15 protein-coding genes are annotated in these 21497 nt (G+C 58.2%); 10 read left to right on the top strand and 5 right to left on the bottom strand.

All coding sequences use genetic code 11. The features are described from left to right. Positions 1–4: 4 nt before the first annotated feature. On the bottom strand, positions 5–1264 hold the full coding sequence (locus FNJ47_RS19205; protein WP_163155783.1) for a serine hydrolase domain-containing protein: 1260 nt from the start codon (positions 1262–1264) through the stop codon (positions 5–7). Between the two features lie 369 nt (positions 1265–1633). Between FNJ47_RS19205 and FNJ47_RS19200 the strand changes: the two genes are divergently transcribed. From FNJ47_RS19200 to FNJ47_RS19190, 3 genes are all read left to right on the top strand, one after another. Beyond that, positions 1634–2521: a hypothetical protein gene (locus tag FNJ47_RS19200; RefSeq protein WP_163155781.1), complete on the top strand. Its 888-nt coding sequence runs from the start codon at positions 1634–1636 to the stop codon at positions 2519–2521. Positions 2522–2662: 141 nt separating this feature from the next. Next, positions 2663–3820, top strand: coding sequence for a glycosyltransferase (locus FNJ47_RS19195; protein WP_163155779.1), 1158 nt, complete (start codon positions 2663–2665; stop codon positions 3818–3820). 339 nt (positions 3821–4159) lie between these two features. Beyond that, a complete protein-coding gene (locus FNJ47_RS19190; protein WP_163155777.1) occupies positions 4160–5074 on the top strand; it encodes a heparin lyase I family protein in 915 nt (304 codons plus the stop codon). Between the two features lie 252 nt (positions 5075–5326). Here the strand turns inward: FNJ47_RS19190 and FNJ47_RS19185 are convergent, their stop codons facing one another. The 3 genes from FNJ47_RS19185 to FNJ47_RS19175 form a co-directional block, all read right to left on the bottom strand. Continuing rightward, positions 5327–6586 carry a glycosyltransferase family 4 protein gene (locus tag FNJ47_RS19185; RefSeq protein ID WP_163155775.1) on the bottom strand — a complete coding sequence of 420 codons (1260 nt, stop codon included), beginning with the start codon at positions 6584–6586 and terminating at the stop codon, positions 5327–5329. Continuing rightward, entirely contained in the window at positions 6567–7829 is a 1263-nt protein-coding gene (locus tag FNJ47_RS19180; protein WP_163155773.1) for a nucleotide sugar dehydrogenase, read from the bottom strand. Before FNJ47_RS19180 ends, FNJ47_RS19185 begins: the two co-directional genes overlap by 20 nt. Positions 7830–8311: 482 nt before the next feature. After that, positions 8312–10054: a polysaccharide deacetylase family protein gene (locus FNJ47_RS19175; protein ID WP_163155771.1), complete on the bottom strand. Its 1743-nt coding sequence runs from the start codon at positions 10052–10054 to the stop codon at positions 8312–8314. Between the two features lie 689 nt (positions 10055–10743). Here FNJ47_RS19175 and FNJ47_RS19170 point away from each other — a divergent pair. The 7 genes from FNJ47_RS19170 to FNJ47_RS19140 all read left to right on the top strand — a co-directional run bounded on the left by FNJ47_RS19170 (position 10744) and on the right by FNJ47_RS19140 (position 17788). Continuing rightward, on the top strand, positions 10744–11904 hold the full coding sequence (locus FNJ47_RS19170; RefSeq protein ID WP_163155769.1) for a Gfo/Idh/MocA family protein: 1161 nt from the start codon (positions 10744–10746) through the stop codon (positions 11902–11904). Next, the gene (locus FNJ47_RS19165) at positions 11891–12550 is read left to right on the top strand and encodes a sugar transferase (RefSeq protein WP_163155767.1); all 660 of its coding nucleotides are present in this window, start codon (positions 11891–11893) and stop codon (positions 12548–12550) included. The genes FNJ47_RS19170 and FNJ47_RS19165 overlap by 14 nt, the downstream gene beginning before the upstream one ends. A gap of 41 nt (positions 12551–12591) precedes the next feature. Then, positions 12592–13752 (top strand): DegT/DnrJ/EryC1/StrS family aminotransferase, encoded by a 1161-nt coding sequence (locus FNJ47_RS19160; protein ID WP_163155765.1) that lies wholly within the window; start codon positions 12592–12594, stop codon positions 13750–13752. Positions 13753–13754: 2 nt separating this feature from the next. Then, positions 13755–14516: an N-acetyltransferase gene (locus tag FNJ47_RS53250; RefSeq protein ID WP_163155763.1), complete on the top strand. Its 762-nt coding sequence runs from the start codon at positions 13755–13757 to the stop codon at positions 14514–14516. A gap of 26 nt (positions 14517–14542) precedes the next feature. Further along, on the top strand, positions 14543–15496 hold the full coding sequence (locus FNJ47_RS19150; protein WP_235999975.1) for a glycosyltransferase: 954 nt from the start codon (positions 14543–14545) through the stop codon (positions 15494–15496). A gap of 91 nt (positions 15497–15587) precedes the next feature. Then, complete coding sequence (locus FNJ47_RS19145) at positions 15588–16604, top strand: polysaccharide deacetylase family protein (protein WP_347341687.1); 1017 nt, start codon at positions 15588–15590, stop codon at positions 16602–16604. 62 nt (positions 16605–16666) lie between these two features. Beyond that, positions 16667–17788, top strand: coding sequence for a glycosyltransferase (locus FNJ47_RS19140; RefSeq protein WP_163155759.1), 1122 nt, complete (start codon positions 16667–16669; stop codon positions 17786–17788). Between the two features lie 352 nt (positions 17789–18140). On the opposite strand, the gene asnB is transcribed toward FNJ47_RS19140, so the two are convergent. Then, complete coding sequence (gene asnB, locus FNJ47_RS19135) at positions 18141–20045, bottom strand: asparagine synthase (glutamine-hydrolyzing) (protein ID WP_235999974.1); 1905 nt, start codon at positions 20043–20045, stop codon at positions 18141–18143. Positions 20046–21497 lie beyond the last annotated feature (1452 nt).

Here is a 21497-nt window from a genome sequence, read left to right as displayed (position 1 = left end):
CTCGTCAGTGGACCTTCGGCTGGCCGTCCGGCCAGTCGTATTCGGTTGCGATACCGCGCATGATTTCGTTGGCCAACTCTCCGCCTTGATCGCCGTTCGTCATGATGACAGCGCCATCTCCATTTTCAAACATCGTCATCAAACTGACGAAGCCATCGTTGACGCCTGCGTGTAGAATTCGCCGATGCGGCGCGACCCCAAGAACAATCGGACCAAGTCCGTAGTTGCCAAGGCCCGGTGTGAGCATTTGGAGAGCGGTAGCCTGAGACAGAACGGGAGCATCTCGACCGGTCCAGGCACGGACCACACCCAGCGCAAAATGTGCAACGTCAGTAGGTGTCGTCCACAAACCTGCGGCGGCCAACTCGGGATAGATATGCGGACCGCCCGGCACCGGCTCTCCGGTCGATCGGTAGGGTGTTGCGGCCATTGGAGTGTCATTCCTGCGTAGCGGTTGGAGAAAGCCGCTATGCGTCATTTCGAAGGGCTTGAGGACAAGTTCTTCAAGTAGTCTTGGGAACGGCTTCCCGGTTACATCGATGAGCAATTTCTGCACTATCGTATAGCCGCCGCTAGAATACTCGAACCGGACGCCGGGCTCATGATCGACAACGACAGGCGCGGTATTCACAGGCACGCATAGTGCAAACCAATCATGCGCTGACGGCTCGAACTTGTTTAGATCACGACACCACGGCGGAGCGCCATTGAGAACATCGTCAAGTGACGGAACTGGTGCGCCCGCAGGATATCCCGGAAAATATGGAACCGTTATGCCGGCCGAATGGTTCAGCAGTCTGCGAAGCGTAACCTTGGATCGATCGGTGAACGAGTTAGGAGGTATTTTCCAGGTTTTAAGGGATAAGTTGACGTCGCCATCGAGATCGAGTTCTCCGGCCTGAGCCAATGCCAGCGCAGCCACGGCGGTAACCGGTTTGCTGATTGAGGCAGCCTGGAACAGCGTTTCAGGAAGGACAGCCGGTCCACCAATGGCGGCAACCCCGAACCCGCGAGCCTCGACTATGCCGCCATGAACCACCGCGATGCTGACGCCAGGAACGTGCAGTGCGTTCATCCGGTCGGCGAGTGTCATCGGCGGCGCGCCTGCGGTGGCAGCCCGCAGTCCATTCACGATACGTTGCATGCGCTGTTCGAAATCGCCGTTGCTGCCTGGGAGCGCGCCGTCCTGTGCATGCGAAGCGGGGAGGGTTGCGATGCTTCCTATGATGACGAGCAAGGCGATACGGCCGACGTTGAGAGTCATCTACATGGAGCTCCGCGGGCATTGGACCATGCGAGCATTTCTAGCAAGAAGACGGTAGGTCCGGTAGGGAAGTCGTCAACCGTTGGGTCCGCCGTCTCTGCCGGTGCTATCCGCCGCCGCGGGCGCTTCTGCAGCGAGACAACCCTTTCCAGACGGCTGCCGAGCTCTTCCTGGTCGGCGCACGTTCGGGGCCGGCTGGCCTCGCTTTTGCTGTGATCGAGGAATGGGTAATCCGAAAGGGTCGAGCCGCGTATCGATCCAACAGATTATGCTTTTGAGAGATAACGGGGCACACCAGCAGCCGTGTGCCTTCAATCGATTGAGTTCGAGCGATTCTGAGAGAAACGAGCCGAGCAGAGGGTGCAGTATATGACGGTCCTGATGCGCTTCTCCGGAGGTTTTGGAGGCGGCGCGGTTTTGAATGCAAGGAATTTTCTGACGGAAAGTGATGCTTTTACGCAAGCACAGGAAGCGGCGTTCTTTGCTTCAATTCGTCTGCGGAACGGCACCTACAAGACTACCGATCATCATCGCCTCGATGATCTCAATAGGCTCGTAATTGATGAGTGGAGGAAACTCGGCAGCAAGCCGAGCCAGATCATGGACGTCGGCGTATCATCAGGGATTTCCTCAGTCGAATGGGCGGATGCCCTAACGTGTGCCGGCATCGAGGCGACGATTCTGGCGACAGATCTGTGCATGCGGGGAAGCCTCGTGCGCCTGTTGCCAGGGTATGAGGTCCTTCTCGATCGCGACGGCAAAGTGCTTCAGCACATCGTGGCCAATCGTCCGGTGCGCTGGTACCTGAATGGTCCCCGAGATTTTCTCAAGGGCACCGGATTCGTGGTCGCCGCGCTGAACACACTTGCAGGTGTGCTGTTGCCTCTGACAAACATGCGGGAAGGAAGGAAGGATGTCCTTCTGGTGAATCCGCATGCACGCGACGACGCTCGGCTGACTTTTGCCGAGGATGATATTCTGGCGCCTAACGCTGCTCATCTGCGCGGCCGGTTCAACGCGATCCGCGTGTCAAATCTGCTCAATCATGGCTATTTCAACGAAGCGCAGTTGCGCGGTGCGGTCGGCAACCTGAGGGATCGCTTGGTCGGTGCCGGTTCGTTCCTCATTGTGAATCGAACGCTAGCGAACGGCACCAATCATGGCACGCTCTTCCGGCTTAACGGCGCGAACAGATTTGAGACGGTAGCCAAGCTTCGGGAGGGAAGTGAGATTGAGAGTATCGTATTGTCGGCTTGATCCGGGACGATCGAGCTTCTCGATGAAGGCAAGGCTCGCTCTTTCGCTATACGAACAGAGAAGCCGTACACCCGGAGTTCGCGGGCAGAGCGTCGCGGAGCTTCTTTTCATGGCGCGGTCCCATTAAGAACGAGGTGTCGGGTGCGCATTCTCTCGATGGATTTTTCCATCCCTTATCTGATGAAAGATGAGAATTACCCGATTGGTGGTTGGGCGATCGAGCTCGCAGTGTGGCTTCGTGCGCTTGAGAGCGCCGGTCACGAAACCGCTGTTCTCACCTGGAAGGGGGCGCTGGAACACGTAGGTTCGGGACAGCAGATCAAGCTTATTGAGACCTACGATCCCGCGCGCGGTATTCGGGTCGCGAAGTATTTCTATTCGTATATTCCGAAGGTGTTGGCGGCTGCCCGCAGCTATCGCCCGGATATTCTGATCCAGGGAGTATGTGGGATACACACCGCGATCATGGCGTTCGTTGCCGATCAACTGAAGGTTCCGTTCGTTTATCGCGTTGTGAGTGACATAGATGTCGATGAGCGATGCAAAGCTCTTCTGCCATCCTATGAATGGATATCCTATTCGTGGGCCCGGCATCATACCGCCGGGTTTCTCTGTCAAAATGAGTATCAACGCGGAAAGTTGGCCGCGCTTTTTCCTAGCAAGCCGGTGCACGTCCTTCATAATCCGTTTGCGATAGCAGAGGACGCGGCCGTTCCTTTGCCGCGCGCAAAACGCGGATACGTTGCCTGGCTCGGTGTCTTCCGCTATCCGAAGAATCTGCCCTTGCTGTTTCGGATTGCCCAGGCATTGCCGGACGTTAAGTTTCGCGTGGCGGGAATGACGTCGCCCAATACCGATCAACCGACGCTGGATGCCTTGAATGGCTTGCGTCAGCTGCCGAACGTGGAATTGGTCGGCTATGTGCGGCGGGCGGACGTTCAAAAATTTCTATGCGAGGCGACAATGCTTCTCTGTACATCGGATTTCGAGGGCTTCTCGAACGCATTTCTGGAGGCACTCGCTGTCGGTGCACCCATCGTGACGCGCCGGCATGTTGATCCGGACGCGATTGTCGAGCGTCATGTTCTCGGCGCTTCAGTTGAAGACGAGTTGGCGCTTTGTACATCCGTGAGTGAACTTTGGAACATGGGCGCGGGTGAATACGACGCGCTCAGCCAGCGATGCCAGATCTATGTCAAATCAAATCATTCCCCGATGGTGAAGACTCACGAGTTGATGGCGGCTTTGACACCCCTTGTCGCCAGGTCGAGGCACTCCGGTACACTTGTTACGAACTGAGCCGCTCACTCGTTGCTGATCCAGATCGGCGATGAGCAACGTGGGACGCACACAGTGAGGCGTTCGGTTGGATCCGCCGTTGATTTTGCGTCCGGCGTCAAGAAGCGAGACAAGGGTCATATCGGCACGACTGCCGTCGACGCTCTGGTAACGTGAACCGCCGGCGAGGCAGACATGCCGGCCGCAAGGCTTCGTATGGCGATGCATTCCAGGAGTTGATGCCTGGCGGTAGTCCTTATTTTCCCTCGATTGAACCCCCCGATAAATTGCATCGTGATTTGAATGGGTTACGCTTGCGCCTGACTGCGCATTTTGCGACGGTCGCGGGACCGAACAGGGATGGCAATGAGAATAGTTTTACCCCTCATCTTCGCGCTGGCTGGGAGTGTGCCGGAAATCTCTAGTGGATCGACATCGAGCGTTGCCAATGCAGGTGGTCAGGGAACGTTGCTGGCCGAGGGCCCATCCGCCGAGGCCTACAATGCTGCCGGCATCGATGAGAATACTGCAGCCAGCAGAGCGGCCGTTTCGTCGATTTCGTCATTCTCCGGTAAGCCGCGAACCCGCTTTCAGATCGGCGACGTCAGCTACGGCGTTCATGTTGCAGACCAGGGTTATAGTCTAACCAATCCCGACCCCCAGACCCTGCGTTTCGAGGTCCGCAAGGGCGACCATGCTTGGTACGACAGCTCGTCCGTGGATCGTTCCGAGATCAATTCCACGGTGACCTATCCCGCCGCCACGCCCATCACGCTCAGCTATCAGCTTATGGTCGAGGCGAACGGTAGCAACGGGGCGTTCGCAAACAGCGCGACCAGTTGGTTCATCGTCGGACAGTGGCACAACGACGATGACGCCTCAGGCGTCGGAACCTCGCCTCCGGTCGCGCTGAACATGCAGGGCGATCACCTGCAGGTGCTTGCGCGCTACTGCCCGCCGGGCAAGAATCCGAGCAACGGCGCAGGCTTCGTCGTCACCAAGACACTCTGGACCGACCCCACCCCGATCGTGACCGGCAAGTATCACTACGTGAAAGTGCAGGCCCAATTCTCGAACGATACGACCGGCTATCTGAAAGTCTGGATCGATGGGGCGCAGGTCGTGAATTACAGCGGGCCGCTGGGCTTTGGGGTCGGCACTAATTGGGAATTCGGAATCTATCGGTCGTCGGCGCCCGAGACCACTGCCGTCAATTACCGAAATGTGATGATAACGACGGGGGCGTTAACGCCTGTCTCGTCAGAGCGACCGTGAGTCACGGTGTGCAAAGTCACCAGCGGCACGGCTTCCCTTGGCCCGATGAATGTCGCCGCGCTGAAGCAGAACGATCTGCGACTGAATTCTTGTTCAGCGGGGTTGTCCGCCTGGCGCTCTCGACTGGCGGATTAGGCGTGCGACGTTGAGCTGCTTCGGATCGGCCATGTCCAGTCTGGTGGTCTGTGCTGATGGGCTCTCCGCAGCGGGAACCAGGCGTCTGCTGAAATGCAAACGGAGAGGTTCCCGTCCTCATTTGTCCCTTAGCTTGAATACTTTTTCATAGGCCGCCAAAAGCTTCGTCGATGCGTGATGCCAGGCGAGCTCGCCATTAATTCTCTTCTGACCGAATGCGCCCATAGCTTGGCGCCTCGCCGGATCTTCCAGGAGCTCCAGTATTTTGTCGCCGAACTCGGCGGTGTCCGCATTCTGCACGTACAACGATGCATCTCCCGCCGAAAAGCGGCCCTCTGTGAGGTCGAACTGGACGATGGGCTTGCCTAGCGTCATGTACTCCATGATCTTGTGCATCGTCGATTTGTCGTTCATCGAACTGGGGCGGTCCGGATTTACGCAGACGTCCGCCGTCGACAGGACGGTGAATAGCGTGTCGTCATCGACACGGCCGGTGAATGTGACCACGTCATCCAGTTCGAGTGCCGTCGCAAGCTTCTTGAGATCCTCCAGCTCACGTCCGCCGCCGACGATCACGAACTGGATATCATCGCGGTTCCGTGTCTTGTGGATGTGCTTGATTGAATCCAGCAACAGGTCGAGCCCCTCCTGTCGCGCGATAAGACCGACATATCCGACAAGATACCGTCGTCCTCTCTTCCAGGAGGGGGCCGGTGGAAGTGAGCGAACGCGGGACACATTCGGAGCAGAGCGCACAACGAAAACACGATCCGGGCTCATTCGGCCCCGTTCAATCGCAATCGCGCGATAAGATTGGTTGGTCGCAATCGATACGTCCGACAACGCGAATGTGACGCGTTCGAGTAGAACCATAACACGCCAAAGCACGCCACGACGTCCGAATTTCGCCTCGTAGAGCTCCGGATTGACGTCGTGCTGATCGAAGACAAAAGACTTCCCGAACAAGAATTTATGAAATGCACCGACCAGGAAAATCAGATCGGGCGGATTGCACGCATGGATGACATCAAATCCCCGCGTTGCTAGCACTCTCACGCTCAGCACGAATTCCCAGAACAACGCCACGCTGTACTCTACTGCGTAGCCCAGTACCCCGCGACCCTCCGCCGGCATCCAGTGGCGATAGACTGCGACGCCCTCGAGCATCTCGAATGAGGCCGTTGCGCCTGGTCCCTTGGGACAAATCACAGACACTTCGTAGCCATGCCGTGCCAATGTGGTCGCTTCCGACCACACCCGACCGTCGAACGGGACTGGAAGATTCTCGACGATAATCAGGACCCGGCCACGAACCGAGCCAACGCCCGCTTGTTCGGATTCGGGCACAACGGTGTCGTCATGAGAGAGTGTTGACATCAATTATCCGCTTTGCGTTCAGCGCCATTTGCTTCGCCCACCCTCGGGTATCGATGACGAGGTCGAATAGCTCCGACTCGGCTGCGGACTTTGCGATCAGCAACTTGCGAAGGGCGGGCAGATTGGCGAACGCATAGCCAAGGTTCTGCCCCAGCAGTTTCGACGGCTCAACGTGTGGATCGTAGATCGACAGGCCAATGTGCAAGCGGAGGAATTTGCGAGCCAGGTCGATATTGGGACTTTCGCGAAGGTCGTCGCTGTTCTCCTTGAAGGCAAGCCCCAGCATGAGTACGCGTCCGCCAGGCGGGACTGCTTTCAGGCAATTCTCGAACAGGAAATTCTTGTGCTCGTCGTTCGATCTGAGCACTGAATCCACGAGCCAGGTATGCGCCCCGACATCACTGGCGATGTATTGGAGCGCACGAACGTCTTTCGGCAAGCAGGACCCGCCGAATGCGCCACCCGGCCTCAAATAGTAGGGTGAAATGTTGAGCTTGGTGTCGGAAACGAAGATCTTGTGCACGGTTGCCGCGCTGACGCCGAGCTTGTCGCAAACGCGACCGACTTCGTTGGCAAAGGCGATCTTTACCGCGTGAAACGAGTTGTCGACGAATTTGGTCATCTCCGCGGTACGATAGGTGGTGTAGAAGACGGGCACCGAGATGCTCGCGTTCAACTCGTCGAGGACCGAGCATCGTTCCCCGTCCTTTGTTCCGACCACGATCTTCGGCGGATTGAAGAAATCTTCGATCGCGACCGACTCGCGCAGGAACTCGGGATTGTAGACGACCTCGACGAGGTCCATTCTGCCGTTCAGTGCGCTCTCGAAAATCGGGAGAACCAGATCCTCGATGGTGCCGGGCCGCATCGTGGAACGAAACACGACCGTCAGCGGTGTCGTGCGGGTCGGACCGATCAGGTCGGCGATCTGATGGGAAACTTCAGCGACGAAGCTCATGTTGTGAGATCCGTCCGGCGCGCTGGGCGTTCCCACGCACACTATTGCCAGCGCGCAGCCGTCGAGATGCCCGCTCGCGTCCTTCGTTGCGGTCAGCAAGCGCTTTCGGACAGCAGATTCCACAAGTTGATCGAGGCCGGGTTCCGTAATTGGAGATTTCCCCGCATTGACGATCGCGACTTTTTCATCGCTGATGTCGACGCCGATGACTTCGTGACCTTGCCTTGCGAGGCAAGCCGCTGCCGTCATGCCTACGTAACCGAGTCCGAACACCGCTATTTTCATCTTGATCCATCACACGCATCAGGTTGCGCCGGCAACACTGGCGGCCGTTGGGGTTGTCTGCGAGGTCGACGGCTTCATTCAGAGATAGTTCTTCGGATAGGCACTCCGAGACGGCGTTCCGCGTCCGCAACGCCTTCCAAAGTGCAGCCCGATAGTATTCGTTCGGGCTTGCGGAGCCTGAACTTTTTCGGGCTACCTATTCCGGTTTCGGCAGGAGAAAGCGGACGTTAACGGCGTTAGCCGATCCGCATTCCGGTCGTAGGCGGACGTTGATCGAACGTCCAGGCCGCTGAGCTGTTCGATGATGGATCGGCCCGAAACTCTTGGTTCAATTCGAGCCGCAGCGGCGCGTGGTAGCCGCGGCCTAGAGGATCACGAGTTGGAGGGGCGAACGGAGGGGGCCGCCCATGCTCGAACTTCATGACAGACGCAATATGCCTGGGCCAAAGCGGCTTGATCACCTCGCTTTGGTTCGTCTCCAGCTATGCGCGAGAACGAAGTAGGTGACCGTAATTGTCACGAAGTTCAGATAGATATCGCCGAACGGCCACCCCGACCCGGTATCGGATCGGTTCTGAGGCGGGCGAACCATGCAGTTGTTCGCGATAAACGCACCGGACATCCACCGAGCCGCCAGGCGGGACGCCGACCATCGCTCGAACATATCCGTCGATGTACTCGTACGCGATGAGGCCGTGGTTGACCTCAATACCCTTTAAGGCAGCGACCTGTGGTTCGCGCTTCATGACGCAAATCCGTCGCGTCGTGGATCCGTCGTTCTCGAAGAGAAGCCGCTCGGCAAGCATCTTTACCAGGATTGTTTCGCCATCGGATCGAATGCTGTAGCTGCGGCGAACGGCATCCTCGAGAGGTCTCCAGCAGAGTTTCCACTGCAAGGATGCGAGAAGCCGAAGAAATGTCGCGAGTTCGCGACCCTGGCCGCGGAGAAGATCGTGATGTCCGGCAATGAAGCACGGCTTGCCCAAGAGGCCGTCAAACGCAAAGTTCTCGATGCCGTGGTCAATGTATCGTCGGGTAAAGATTGGGAAGCTCGCATACCGGACTATGGCGACACTCCAGAGATCAGCGAGTGTGGTTTCGTTCAAGGCATCATTGGTTGGTGCGACCTCGGTGTTCACGGCCGCGGTGAAGCCATTTCGCTTGAGGGCCGAGGCTGCCTCGGGCGAGAATGCCCCTTGCGGGAAAACCATCACGTTCTCGTGGTCAAGTGCGGTGTGGTGGCGAAGGGCCTGCATCCGCATTCTGGCGGTTTTCAGTTTTCTATCGAGCAACTCAGGCGAGCGGGCTGCAAACTCACCTCGTGTATGATCGCAGCCGTGCACGCAGATGGACAGTTTCCCGCTGCTTTCGCGAAAGGCGGCAACAGTGCCGCGGTTTGTTCGCCTCCAGTTCCATGGAATGAAGGCAATGGTCGTTGCGAATGTCAGCTTGTCCGCAAGCTGCAGCAGGTCGTCAAAATCGAGGAGACCGTACCGCGGCCACAAAGGTGGATCGTCAATGATCAGGCAAGCGCTTGTTTCAACGCTCGTCAAGCAAACGTCGCGGAATGCCCACTTCAGATACATCACGATTGGCACCGCGCCGGCGAAACACTTCTTCACATCGAAATAGGTTGCGGCCCGTTCGCGAACGTCCACTATCGTCAATGAAGAGTCAGAAAAGAAGCGGACACCGGAATAGGTGAACTCGGCGAACAGATGTCCGTCGCTCACTCCGACGATGCTGTGAAGGGTGCTATTGCGGACGACGAGCGTGGTATCGTGGCCCCGTGCCAGTTGGATTTGCAGTCCCGACATCGGGCCGCACAGTTCTGGAAAAGAATCGGTGACTGATACGATCGTTGGTCGCTGACCGGAGTCGCAGATTTCCGCCTCGGGATCTCCGGTGATCTGACGCAGGAGGGACTTGCAGGGGTCCGTTGCTTGAAATCCATAGACGAAAACGGAAGCGGCTCCCGCCAACCACGTCGGAAGCGCGTCAGTCTCGCTGTGTTGTAGGACTTCGGCGAGACAGGCCGCCGAGGTCAGGACAGCGAATCGCTGATGACCTGCTGTGCGCGCGGCTGCACTGTCCCCGTGCGCTTCGTCAACTGTCAGCACCGTCCAGGGAATTTCGAAGAGATCAAGAATTTCCGTCAGGTTGCAATCATTAGTCGATGGATCGCTGCCGCGAAGCAGAACTGCGATCGAGGTGCCTTTGGACATGGCGTCGGCGTTTCATCCGTGGGTTGTGCTTCATCTGTTGGTCAGGCTGCCATGCCTCCTGCAGATTGTTCGCGACCTCGCGAGGAAGCCTATACGAAAGATGGCGAAGTTTCCACCATGGGTCGGACGCGCAATGGTAGTCTCGGCCTAACCAATCTGCGGTATGCGATGCAACGGGCTTATCGAGATCAGTTTGGGCCTCTCGCAGCTGGCGATTTGTAAATCCCGCCGTCGGCGTGAGCGCAAGTTGGTAGCACTAACATTTACGCGAAATCGCTGCCTCGGGCGCGATGCGACGCGTTGGGGTGCCGCAAACGAATTGCCGACGTGAGCCATCCGTGGAGGCGTAACGAGAGGAAGACCGCGTGCTGTTGATCTATGGTCCGAGTGTGACCAGGACTGCAAGTCAAAAAAAGTGATTGATTACAATGTGCTGCCCGGCTCTTTGGCGTGCTGGGTCAGGCCATTGCACTGCGTGCGAAGCTCCTGGATGCCCCGCGCAAGGGCGGGGGTACCCCCGATGGGCGTGAGTCATAACCCGTGTTCTACAGCGGCGCGGGCGCCCAACCGGCTATCCTGTTTGAACGCACGCTAGGGCCTTCAATTAGGGAGCCAACATGGCGAGATAACCGTGCTCGTGAGGATACTGATTTTCACCATTGCTTTCCTCTGGCGTGATCGTGGCAAACATGTCGAAACAACTTTATTCCAAATTTGTTCCTGGCTTAGTCGATACTCAGAGCAGGACCGCCGGCGCGGACATTGAGACGGCAAAAGCCGGCCCATCGCTCGCCGTCATCGGGTGCGGCTACTGGGGCACTAAACACATCCGTGTTGGCCACGATATCGGCGCACGGGTGTCGATGGCCGCCGACATGCGGTCGGACACACTGGAATACGTCAAATCACAGTATCCCTCTGTCGCCGTTTCGCGTGACTTCGATGCGATCCTGAATAACCCTTCCATCGACGGGGTGATCATCGCAACCCCTGCCGTGACGCACTTTGAGCTGGCGCGGGCAGCCCTTGAGGCTGGAAAGCACGCGCTCGTCGAGAAGCCGCTGGCCATGACGAGCGCGCATTGCCGCGAACTGATTGCGATCGCCGAAGAACGGAAACGCGTGCTGATGGTCGGGCATACGTTCGAGTACCATCCGGCGGTGAGTGTCATGCGCCAGATGATCCGGAGCGGCTCTCTCGGCGAGCTCTACTACATCGATTCACGGCGCCTGAATCTCGGTCTCTATCGGCCCGATGCCAATGTGCTGTGGGACCTGGCGCCGCATGATCTTTCGATCATCTTTTTCTTGCTCGAGGAGACCGCGCACAACATCGGCGCTTGGGGTTGTGCGCACGTTCTGCCGGATGTCGAGGATGTTGTTTACGCCAAGTTGGGCTTCAAGAGTGGGCCGACCGCCCATGTACATGTTTCATGGTTGGATCCCGTCAAGGTGCGGCAGATCACGGTCGTCGGCAGCGACGCCATGCTGGTGTTCGACGACGTGGAGCCGTCCGAAAAGGTTCGCGTTTACCAGAAGCGCTTCAGGCCGCGGATCAACGGCGATTCATACGCCGACTTCCAGTCGGCCTATCATCATGGCGATGTTCATATCCCCGCAATATCCAGCAGCGAACCGCTGAAGCTTGAGTTGCTCGACTTCGTCAACGCGATCAAGACGGGGACGCAGCCCGTTGCGAACGGAGCGCATGGCCTGCGCGTCGTCGAAGCACTCGAAGCTGCATCGGAGTGTCTACGGCACAACCAGGAGCACCGTAGTAACGGAACGCATCAACCGGCGTTTCTGCGGCGGAACGCGTCGGCGGGGGCTGCCGAAATTGTCGTTAGATGAAGCCTTGCGATGGAAGGCGAGCCCGCGGGAATTCGTTAAGCGGGCGCTTGACATCGCTGTGAGCGTCACCGCGATCCTTTTACTGGCACCGGTCCTTGTGGCGGTGTGGGTCGCGATCCGCCTCGATAGCCCTGGGCCGGCGATCTTTTGCCAGCGCCGGGTCGGACGAGGCGAGAGGCCGTTCAATTGCTTCAAGTTCCGGACGCTTCGTCACAAGGCCGACGATAACATCCATCGCGACGCTATTCGTCGGGTTTGGGCGAAGGAGGTTCTCTCGAATGACCCTGATGCCCCGTACAAGCTGACAGATGACCCGCGCGTGACGCGCGTGGGGCGGGTGCTGCGGAGAACCAGCGTCGACGAGCTGCCGCAACTCGTCAACGTGTTGCGAGGCGAAATGAGCATTGTCGGTCCGCGCCCCGCGATTCCTTATGAACTCGAGTACTTCCGCGACTGGCATCATCGACGTCACATCGTGAAGCCCGGCATCACCGGGCTTTGTCAGGTTCGCGGCCGTGGTCGCCTGGGCCCGGACGCGATGCTCGAGATGGACGTTGAATATGCAATGAACTGGACCTTGTGGACCGACCTGAAGCTGATTGCTCTAACGGTTCCCGCGGTGCTGCGGGGCCGCGGTGCTCGATAGGGTTCTCGGGCATGGATATGGAATCTGGTGAGGTTTGAAAAATGAATATTCCGTTCGTTGATCTCAAGGCACAGTATGCGACGCTAAAGGATGAGGTGGCCGACGCAATTCGAGGCGTTCTCGAATCCACGCAGTTCATCGGCGGCGAGGCAGTCGCTTCGTTCGAAAGGGATTTTGCCGCCTATTGCCAAGTGCCCTATGCGCGCGGTGTGGCGAGCGGCACGGACGCGATCCATCTGGCGCTGAGGGCGTTGGGTGTTGGTCATGGCGACGAGGTGATTACAACCGCCCATACCTTCATCGCCACCGCGGCGGCGATCGTCGCGACAGGAGCGCAGCCGGTATTCGTCGATATCGATCCCGATACCCACACGATCGATCCGAGGATGATCGAGCGGGCCCTGACAAGCCGCACCAAGGCGATCGTTGCAGTTCACCTCTTTGGCCAGCCGGCCGACATGGGCCCAATCAAGGACATTGCACGACGGCGCGGCCTCTTTGTGATTGAAGACGCAGCCCAAGCGCATGGAGCGGAGTATCAGGGGATACGAACCGGGGCGCTCGGCGATGTAGCCTGCTTTTCGTTCTATCCGGGGAAGAACCTCGGGGCATATGGCGATGGAGGAGCGATCACCACCAACAGTGCAGTGATTGCCGAGCGGATCGAACGGTTGCGTGACCACGGTCGAACGACACATTACAACCACGCCGAGGTCGGGTTCAACAGCCGGCTCGATGCTCTCCAGGCCGCAGTTCTCCAAGTCAAGCTCCGGCGTCTGGATGGGTGGAACGACCATCGGCGGCGTGCTGCGGAGTGGTACACCGCGGAGTTGAGACACTCGGGCATCAAGACGCCTTTCGTCCGAACGGGGTCCACGCACGTCTACCATTTGTACGTGATCGTCACGAACGAACGGGATGCAATGCGCAAGCGGCTCGACGAGGTCGGCGTGGCGAGCGGAATCCACTATCCGTTGCCGCTGCATCTCCAGCCAGCGTTCGCCTATCTCGGCTACAAGCAAGGCGATTTGCCGTGCTGCGAAGCGATGGCCGCTCGATCGTTGTCGCTACCGATGTTTCCGGAGCTCACGCGTGACCAGGTGCGCCGTGTCGCTGCGACCGTGCTAGCTGTTGCGGAGCGCGAAAGCCACCAGGAAATGCGGAAGCCCGTCGCGATGCATGCCGATGGCGGGAAGGTGTGACGATGAGTCGAATTAGTCCACGAGCGGTGATCGAGACCGAGGCGATCGGAGCAGACGTGACGATCGCTGAGTTCGCAATAGTGCGGCCTGATGTTGTGATCGGCAACAGGGTGGTCATTCATCCGCATGTTGTGATCGAGAGTGGGGTGAGAATTGCCGACAACGTCGAGATCTTCCCAGGCGCCTATATCGGAAAGGTACCCAAGGGTGCGGGCGCGTTGTCGCGTGCGCCGCATTTCGAGGCATGGATCGATATCGGCGCCGATTGTTCAATTGGCCCGCATGCGGTCATTTTCTACGACGTCTCGCTCGGCGGGGGGACCCTGATCGGTGACGGCGCTTCGATCCGTGAGCAATCGCGGATCGGCTCAAAGACGGTTGTCGGACGTTACGTTACGGTCAATTACAACACGCGCATTGGCGATCGCGTCCGGGTGCAGGATCATACCTGGCTGGCCGGCAATATGACGATCGAAGACGACGTGTTCATATCGGGCTGCGTCGGCACCTCGAACGACAACGCAATCGGCCGGAACGGCTACGATGGCTCGCCGATGCTCGGGCCCACTATCGCGCGCGGCGCGGCGATCGGCGTGGGAGCCAATCTCCTGCCGGGCGTCAGGGTCGGTATCGGCGCTATCGTCGGCGCCGGCGCGGTAGTTACGAAGGACGTGCCTGACGGCACGCTGGTCACGGGCGTCCCTGCGGAAATCCGACGAAAGCTCAGCGGGGCTGCCGGCACTGCCAAGGCCTCAACGGAGTAGTCGTGAGGATCCTCTGTGTCACCAATATGTATCCGAGCCCGCAGAGACCAGGGTCCGGAGCCTTCGTGTACCAGCAGGTAGAGCAGCTGCGCCGGTTCGGCCATACGGTCGACGTCATCAATATGGTCGGATCCCAGTCGAAGCTGAACTATCTGAAGGGCACCGTTGATGTCGTGCGAATGACCGGCGCGACAACATACGACATCGTTCATGCGCATTATGGATATTCGGCCTTTCCCGCAATGTTTCGGTTGCGCGCGCCACTCGTCATCACGCTGCACGGGACCGACGTACTGGGGAATATCCTTGAAAGATTGTCAACGCGATTTGTGTCGCATTTCGCCGACGCCGTTGTCGTCGTGTCTGAGGAGATGCGGAGGCGGGTTCCCGGAATCGTGATTCCCTGCGGGGTCAACCTCGGCGTATTCAAGCCGTACGATCGCAACGAAGCGCGAGCGCGGCTGCAATGGCCCAACGATAAATTTGTCGTCCTGTTTCCGTTCGATCCGACGCGCCCTGAGAAGCGATATGATCTGGCACGAGCGTCAATCGACCGGCTGGTGCAGGAAGGCGTCGATGCGCAGCTGATGACGGTTACCAATGTACCGAACGAGGAAATGCCCTGGTACTACAGTGCGGCAAACGCGCTGCTTCTCAGCTCGGATTATGAGGGGTCACCGACCTCCATCAAGGAAGCTCTCGCGTGCAATCTTCCGGTGGTGTCGACCAATGTCGGCGACGTCCGTGAACAGTTGAATGGCATCGCTGGGACGCAGATATGTCCGCCGGACGCTGGCACGATCGCGCGCAGTCTTCGAGAGGCCTTTGACTGGTCGCTGAACGGCGAGTTTCAGGGGCGGGCAGCAGTGGTGAGATACGACCAGGCGTTCACCGTGGAAAGGATCATCGGGGTATATACCGACGTCATCTCCAACTTTAGGGCAAGAGCGCAGGGCAGGCGATTGGTGCGGAGCGGATGATGGCGATGAGCTTGGCGCAGAGAACGTCGTTAACAGGGTCGTCGCTTTGGCCAGCGTGACGCGAGGTCGTCGTCTTCAGGGATAAGCTAGAGTGAAGCAGGCTCTCACAAACGGCGTGATCGAAGTGGCCCGTCGGTCTGGCCTGCTGCCGGCATTCCGCAAGATCTTTGCGGGCCGGGCGGCTATTCTCATGTTCCATGAGGTCCAGCAGGATGGCCGCTCGGAATTGATGACCGGGACTTCAGTCGGCCTCTTTGAGTATTCGCTCAATTGGCTGCGGCAGGAAGGCTGGGAGATTGTCAGTCTGGCTACATCTCTCGAGCGGTTGGCGTCGGACCCCGGGAGGGGTGGCCCCTATGCGGTGCTTACCTTTGACGATGGCTACCGGGACAATGTCGCGACCGCGCTTCCAATCCTCGAGCGATACAACGCTCCGTTCACGATCTACGTTCCCACTGGCGCGCCGAAACGGACGTTGCAGGCGTGGTGGCTGGGTTTGCGTGAAATGTTTCGCTCTGGAGACACGGTAACGATCGACGCGATGGACAAGCGATTCGATTGCCCTCGATTGCGCGAGAAAATGGCGGGTTTGAACGAGGTAACTGAGTGGTTACATCAAGATTATCGCCGGATCGCAACGCTGGCTCCGACGTTCAGAAAGGCAGGCCTTTCGTTATCGGGCTTGAATGAGGCATATTTTCTGGATGAGCGCGAGCTTCAAGACTTGGCGCGGCATCCTCTTGCGTCAATCGGCGGGCATACCGAATCGCATGCCGCCTTATCGTGCCTCGATATTGAGCCCGCAAGGGCCGAAATGGCAGATAACCGCCGCTATCTGGAGCAATTGCTGCAGCGTCCCGTTCAGCACTTTGCTTATCCTTACGGTGACTCCAAAGCATGCGGCCCCAGGGAAGCGAGCCTTGCAAAGGACATCGGCTTTTCAACCGCCGTGACAACCCGGCATGGGCAGCTGTCTGATCTCAAGTCCGGTCATTTTGCGCTTCCTCGTCTCGGCGTAGGGGGGCCATTCGATACGATAGCTAAATTCGAGGCGCGCATCAGTGGCATTCAATCCGCGGCCCATATGCTGCTGGGGTCCCAACGTTGATTGTAGGGCTGAACCACTCACTGCAAGGTGAACTGCATCGGCCCGCTCGGGAGAGCGCTGAAATGCGCATACTGCACGTTATCGAACGTCTCGGCCCGGGAGGAAAGGAACGGCAAATCGTCGAGCTGCTGAAAGGACTTTCCGCTCACAGTGACATAAGGTCATTCGTCGCCGTCATGGACAAGGACGAGGTTCGCCTTGAAATTGACCGCGAACACGCACAAGTCATTCAGCTCAATCGCAGAGGCAGAAAGGATCTACGCCTTTTCAAGACCCTGTACGAACTGGTTGCCGACCTGAAAATAGATATCGTCCACTCGTGGGGCGCGATGTGCTCCGTCTATGCAGCGCCGGTTGCGAAAGTGTGCCGGACGGCCTTCGTAAATGGGTTTGTGCGAGATGCGCCCTCGCATCTGACACTCTGGAATGAGGGGTACTTGAGAGGCAAGCTGACGATGCCATTCTCAGATGTCGTTGTTGCCAATTCGCGGGCGGGCCTGGCTGCCTATGGTGTTCCCGAGCGCAAGGGTCTCTGCATCTATAACGGGTTCAGTCCTGAAAGGGTTTCCAACCTGAAGGACAAGACCGAACTTCGCAGCAGTCTGGCGATTGAGACGCCGCACATTGTAGGGATGGTCGCTAACTTTACGCCCAGAAAGGATTATGAAACCTTCGTCGAGATGGCGTGCCGCATCTGTCGTCTGCGGGACGACGTCACGTTTTTGGCTATCGGTAGCGGTGAAACGTTGCAGCATGTGCGCGACAGCATCCCGACTGAACATTCGGGGCGCATAAAGTTCCTGGGGCGGCGGAACGACATAGAGAGCATTGCCAACCTCTTCACCGTTGGCGTTCTCACTACGAATAGCGCATTGCACGGGGAGGGCATTTCCAACGCAATAACCGAGTGCATGGCGTTGGGTAAGCCGGTTGTTGCAACAGACGATGGAGGCACTTCTGAGTTGGTGCTGGAAGGGCAGACCGGATTTCTTGTGCCGAGCCATGACGCCGGTGCTTTGACCGATCGCGTGCTCAAGCTCCTCGACGATGCTGAACTTTCTAATCGTTTTGGTGCTGCAGGACGTCGGCGCGTTGAAACAGCGTTCTCACTGGATACGATGTGCGATGCATATCTCTGCCTTTATCGGAAAGTGGCCTACAACTGGCGCGACCACGCGCGATAGGGTCGATCGATCGGTTGGTCGTTCGACCCTATTCTTGGCAACACGACGTGCGATTGGAGTTTTGCTGAAAGGGAAGTGTGTTGGCCGCAAATGGTCGGGCCGTGCAGAGATGGGTGACGCACTCGCATGGTGGCGGTGGTCGCTCTCTTCCGCGCCGGCGATCGCCCAGATGAGTAGGGATGGTCGTTTCGGTTGAGCCACCCCAAAAGCAACGTGTGATGCTGTCCACGTTGTTCGCCTGTGTCTGGCCAAACCTCAGTCTATTGTTGCGTATGGTCCCGATCGCCGTATCGAACGTGTTTGCCTTGGGCGCCTAAATCGGTTCGGGAACGGAATGCTTCGCTAGAATCTCTTAACTTGACGGCTTGAAGGCTCGCAAGAACAGCTCCAGATTGGCCAGAGACCAAAGCACCTTTTCGTGGTTTTGACGGCGGGCGAGATGCTCGTTGACCAACTGCCTCAGGACATCCCGGTCGCAGAAGGATGCCACACGCGCACCGTCGCAAACTAACAAATCGGAGATGAATTCGCGATAGGGACCGCGAAACCACTCCTCAATTGGCACGCGAAATCCGATTTTCTTACGCGTTAGAATCCCTCGTGGAAGAGTGTGCTGCATCGCTGCTCGCAATACTGACTTGCCGCCGCTCCGACCAACCAGGAAACTGTCCGGAAACCGCGCCACAAGCTTGGCGAGACTGGTGTCCATGAATGGCATCCTGCCCTCAATTGAGCCTGCCATCATCATTCGGTCGGCACGTTCAAGGAGGTTGTCGGGTAGCCACGATGTCTGATCAAAGAACAGCGTGCGCCGCACATTCGACCCGGCGGCCATCGAGAACGGATGGGAATCCGGCGGCGTTACAGGTAGCGGGCGTCCGATAATGCGATCCCGTTCGTTAAGGGAAACTCCGCCAAACCAGAGTTGCATCCGGCTCGGCCAATCCCGCTCGCCCGCTGCACTCGTCACGATCTTGGCGCGGCGCATATCGTACGGGAGCGCACGCATTGCGGGCGATATGATGCGATCATGAATGGCCTGCGGAACCAGTCGTTGGTAGAGCTCGATCCACAGCTCGGCTCGATGCTTGGGATAGCCGCCCAGCAGTTCGTCCGCTCCCTCTCCAGTGAGGACCATTTTCACCTTGCTCGCCGCCATATGCGACAGCATCATAACTGGAATATCGGCCGGTTCGGCCGCGGGGGCGCCGCGACGCAGCACGGCGGTCGGCCAGCTTTTCATGAAGTCGTGCGGCTCCAGCACGATCTCCTCGTGATTGGTGTCGAATTGACGAGCGATGGTGCGAGCGTGATCGAGCTCGGAGTAGCCGGCTTCACGAAAGCCAACTGAAAAGGTGCGCAGGCGCTCAGAACTATGGCGGACCATGGCGGCCACAACCGCAGACGAATCGATGCCGCCAGACAGGTAAGCTCCAAACGCAACGTCACTCCGCATGCGGATCCGTACGGCATCATCGAATGTCGCCTTGAACATCCGGACCGCCTCGCCAAAAGTCGTGATGTCGGGCTCGGCCGATGCCAAAGGTGGTGTGAAATACCGGGTGATGTTTGTGCGTCCTTCGCGCCACACGAGGTGGCAACCCGGGGGAAGCTTGCGCACGGCTTGAAAGAATGTCCTGGGGCCCGGGACATATCGATTGAGGAGATAATGCTCGACGGCATGCGGGTCGATCTGGGTGTTCATGCCGGGGAACTTGAGCAGGGGCTCGATTTCCGAGGCGAACAAAAGGCCTGCGTGCTCGGCTATGAACAAGGGTTTCTTGCCGAACGGGTCACGCGCCAGGACAAGCTGCTGGGTCCTCGCATCCCATAGTCCGAACGCGAACATGCCACGGAACCGCTTGATCGAGTCCAGTCCCCAAGCCCGGTAGGCCTCGATCAGAACTTCCGTATCGGAGGACGTGCGAAAAGCATGCCCGAGAGAGACGAGTTCTTCGCGCAATTCAACGTAGTTATAGATCTCTCCATTGAGAACGAGCCCGATCGAGCGATCAGCGCTCCACATCGGCTGGGCTCCGCCCTCGAGATCGATGATCGAGAGACGCCTATGCCCCAAGCTGACCTGATTGTGCCCGCCAGCAGTGTCGCCTTGCCAGTAGCCGGCGCCGTCGGGTCCCCTGTGGTTCATGAGGTTGGTGAGGCGGACAAGAGTCTCGTGGTCTTGCCGGTGCTTTCCCCGAAGTGCCCAGCCAAAAATCCCGCACATGGCCCCTGCCAGCTTCTTGTGTCCAAACATTGCTGTGGCTACGGGTGGCTCTCAATCGGAAAAGCGGAGTAATCCTTGGAGGTTGCGTCATCATGTCCTCTCGACCTGCTCGCGAGGATGGCGCGCATCACGCTCGCCCTCGGCGTCAATTGCGTCATATTCGGGCGTCGCCTTGTCGTCTTCTGGGAACCAGGTCTCAGTGGCTTCGATCGTGGCGGACTCTCCTGATCTCCGAAGTCGCGCTTTGTGTTCATGTAGATCCAGACGATTTTCATCGTCTCCTCGGAATATCAGCCCCTCACATCAGGTCAAAAGATTGGTAACTTCGCTTAACCTCAGTTTGGTGCCGTCCGGCATGTGCTGCGAGAGCATATCCTCGTTGCCGACCGCGATCCGGTCGCATCGCATGTGCAGTGTGACAGTCGCGCATGTCCGCTGCGAACTAGCGGCGGGCTCTCAATCGACCTCTGTGCAGACTTGCTGCCAACTGAAGGCGTCAAGGATCGCTCCGGCATGAGCGGGCCTGCCCACGACATTGATGTAGTCCATGTCTCTGCAGGCGCGGTTTTGCACGAACGTCCCATTGAACGTTTCGTAAATCCGTAATTGCGAATGCGGTCGTGGTATCGTCGTGAGTGGACCGCTCGTTGCAATCATTCTGATCACAAGCCGGGGCAGCCAGGGCTATCCTGAGACCTGATAGGCTCTCTTGCTGATCTGATCGCGGCGCACGACGCGCCGCCAGCATGCTTGCGTGGGCGTCAGAGGCAATGTGAGCGACCGGCGACCCCTGGCTGAGGAAATGTCTTTTCGCATCGTCGACGTGGGTCCTCGCATCACCACATTCAACAGCGCCGACCAGGATAAGAACCTGGAAACGAGCGTCCTTTGAATATTTCTGGCGCCGGCGACGACGGTGTCTCGGCCTTCACCAGCTTCGGAGTTGACAGCTCATCCGAAGAAAATCCTAAGCTGCGTAGGACGCTGACACTTTGCAACGGCAAGCCCGGTCACCTGCGGTTATGTGCAAGAAGGGTCGCATTCGGCGGGATCTGAATCGCTGACGATGGCGAGCGCCTCATTGACAATATCAGTGGAGAACTTTTTTGCTCCTGTTGTGACGATCGCGCTGAATTTGTCTGCAACGACAAGCACATGTCGCAGACGCCGGCCGGTTGGATGTTTCAAACTATCGCCATGCTAACTAACTTTTTTTGCCATACTCGCTCATTAACCCGCCGACTCAGCAGTTGGGGATGGGCGATTCGCACTGCATTGGAATGTGCGCGCAGGTGATCCTGCGATGCATTGAAATCCGCTCGCGGCGTAAGGCGTTGCGAGCGCGTGGTATGTCGCGCGCCTTCGCGCTGCGGCCGTAAATTCCCTTGTAAGCGTCAAAGAGAGACAACTCTGCGACCGATGGAGGCCTGAATTGGATACGACTGGGACAATCACATCATTTTCTTCCACACCGATGACGAG

This window comes from Bradyrhizobium uaiense (assembly GCF_010811875.1).
Lineage (GTDB): Bacteria > Pseudomonadota > Alphaproteobacteria > Rhizobiales > Xanthobacteraceae > Bradyrhizobium > Bradyrhizobium uaiense.
This window is presented reverse-complemented; position numbering and strand designations above follow the sequence as displayed.

Bases quoted from the DNA above. Each gene is read 5' to 3' on its own strand.
- FNJ47_RS19175 (WP_163155771.1), bottom strand. From the start codon at position 10,054: ATGTCCAAAGGCACCTCGATCGCAGTTCTGCTTCGCGGCAGCGATCCA.
- FNJ47_RS53250 (WP_163155763.1), top strand. From the start codon at position 13,755: ATGAGTCGAATTAGTCCACGAGCGGTGATCGAGACCGAGGCGATCGGA.
- FNJ47_RS19160 (WP_163155765.1), top strand. From the start codon at position 12,592: ATGAATATTCCGTTCGTTGATCTCAAGGCACAGTATGCGACGCTAAAG.
- FNJ47_RS19200 (WP_163155781.1), top strand. From the start codon at position 1,634: ATGACGGTCCTGATGCGCTTCTCCGGAGGTTTTGGAGGCGGCGCGGTT.
- FNJ47_RS19150 (WP_235999975.1), top strand. From the start codon at position 14,543: ATGTATCCGAGCCCGCAGAGACCAGGGTCCGGAGCCTTCGTGTACCAG.
- FNJ47_RS19170 (WP_163155769.1), top strand. From the start codon at position 10,744: ATGTCGAAACAACTTTATTCCAAATTTGTTCCTGGCTTAGTCGATACT.
- FNJ47_RS19190 (WP_163155777.1), top strand. From the start codon at position 4,160: ATGGCAATGAGAATAGTTTTACCCCTCATCTTCGCGCTGGCTGGGAGT.
- FNJ47_RS19140 (WP_163155759.1), top strand. From the start codon at position 16,667: ATGCGCATACTGCACGTTATCGAACGTCTCGGCCCGGGAGGAAAGGAA.
- asnB (WP_235999974.1), bottom strand. From the start codon at position 20,045: ATGTTTGGACACAAGAAGCTGGCAGGGGCCATGTGCGGGATTTTTGGC.
- FNJ47_RS19185 (WP_163155775.1), bottom strand. From the start codon at position 6,586: ATGTCAACACTCTCTCATGACGACACCGTTGTGCCCGAATCCGAACAA.
- FNJ47_RS19205 (WP_163155783.1), bottom strand. From the start codon at position 1,264: ATGACTCTCAACGTCGGCCGTATCGCCTTGCTCGTCATCATAGGAAGC.
- FNJ47_RS19180 (WP_163155773.1), bottom strand. From the start codon at position 7,829: ATGAAAATAGCGGTGTTCGGACTCGGTTACGTAGGCATGACGGCAGCG.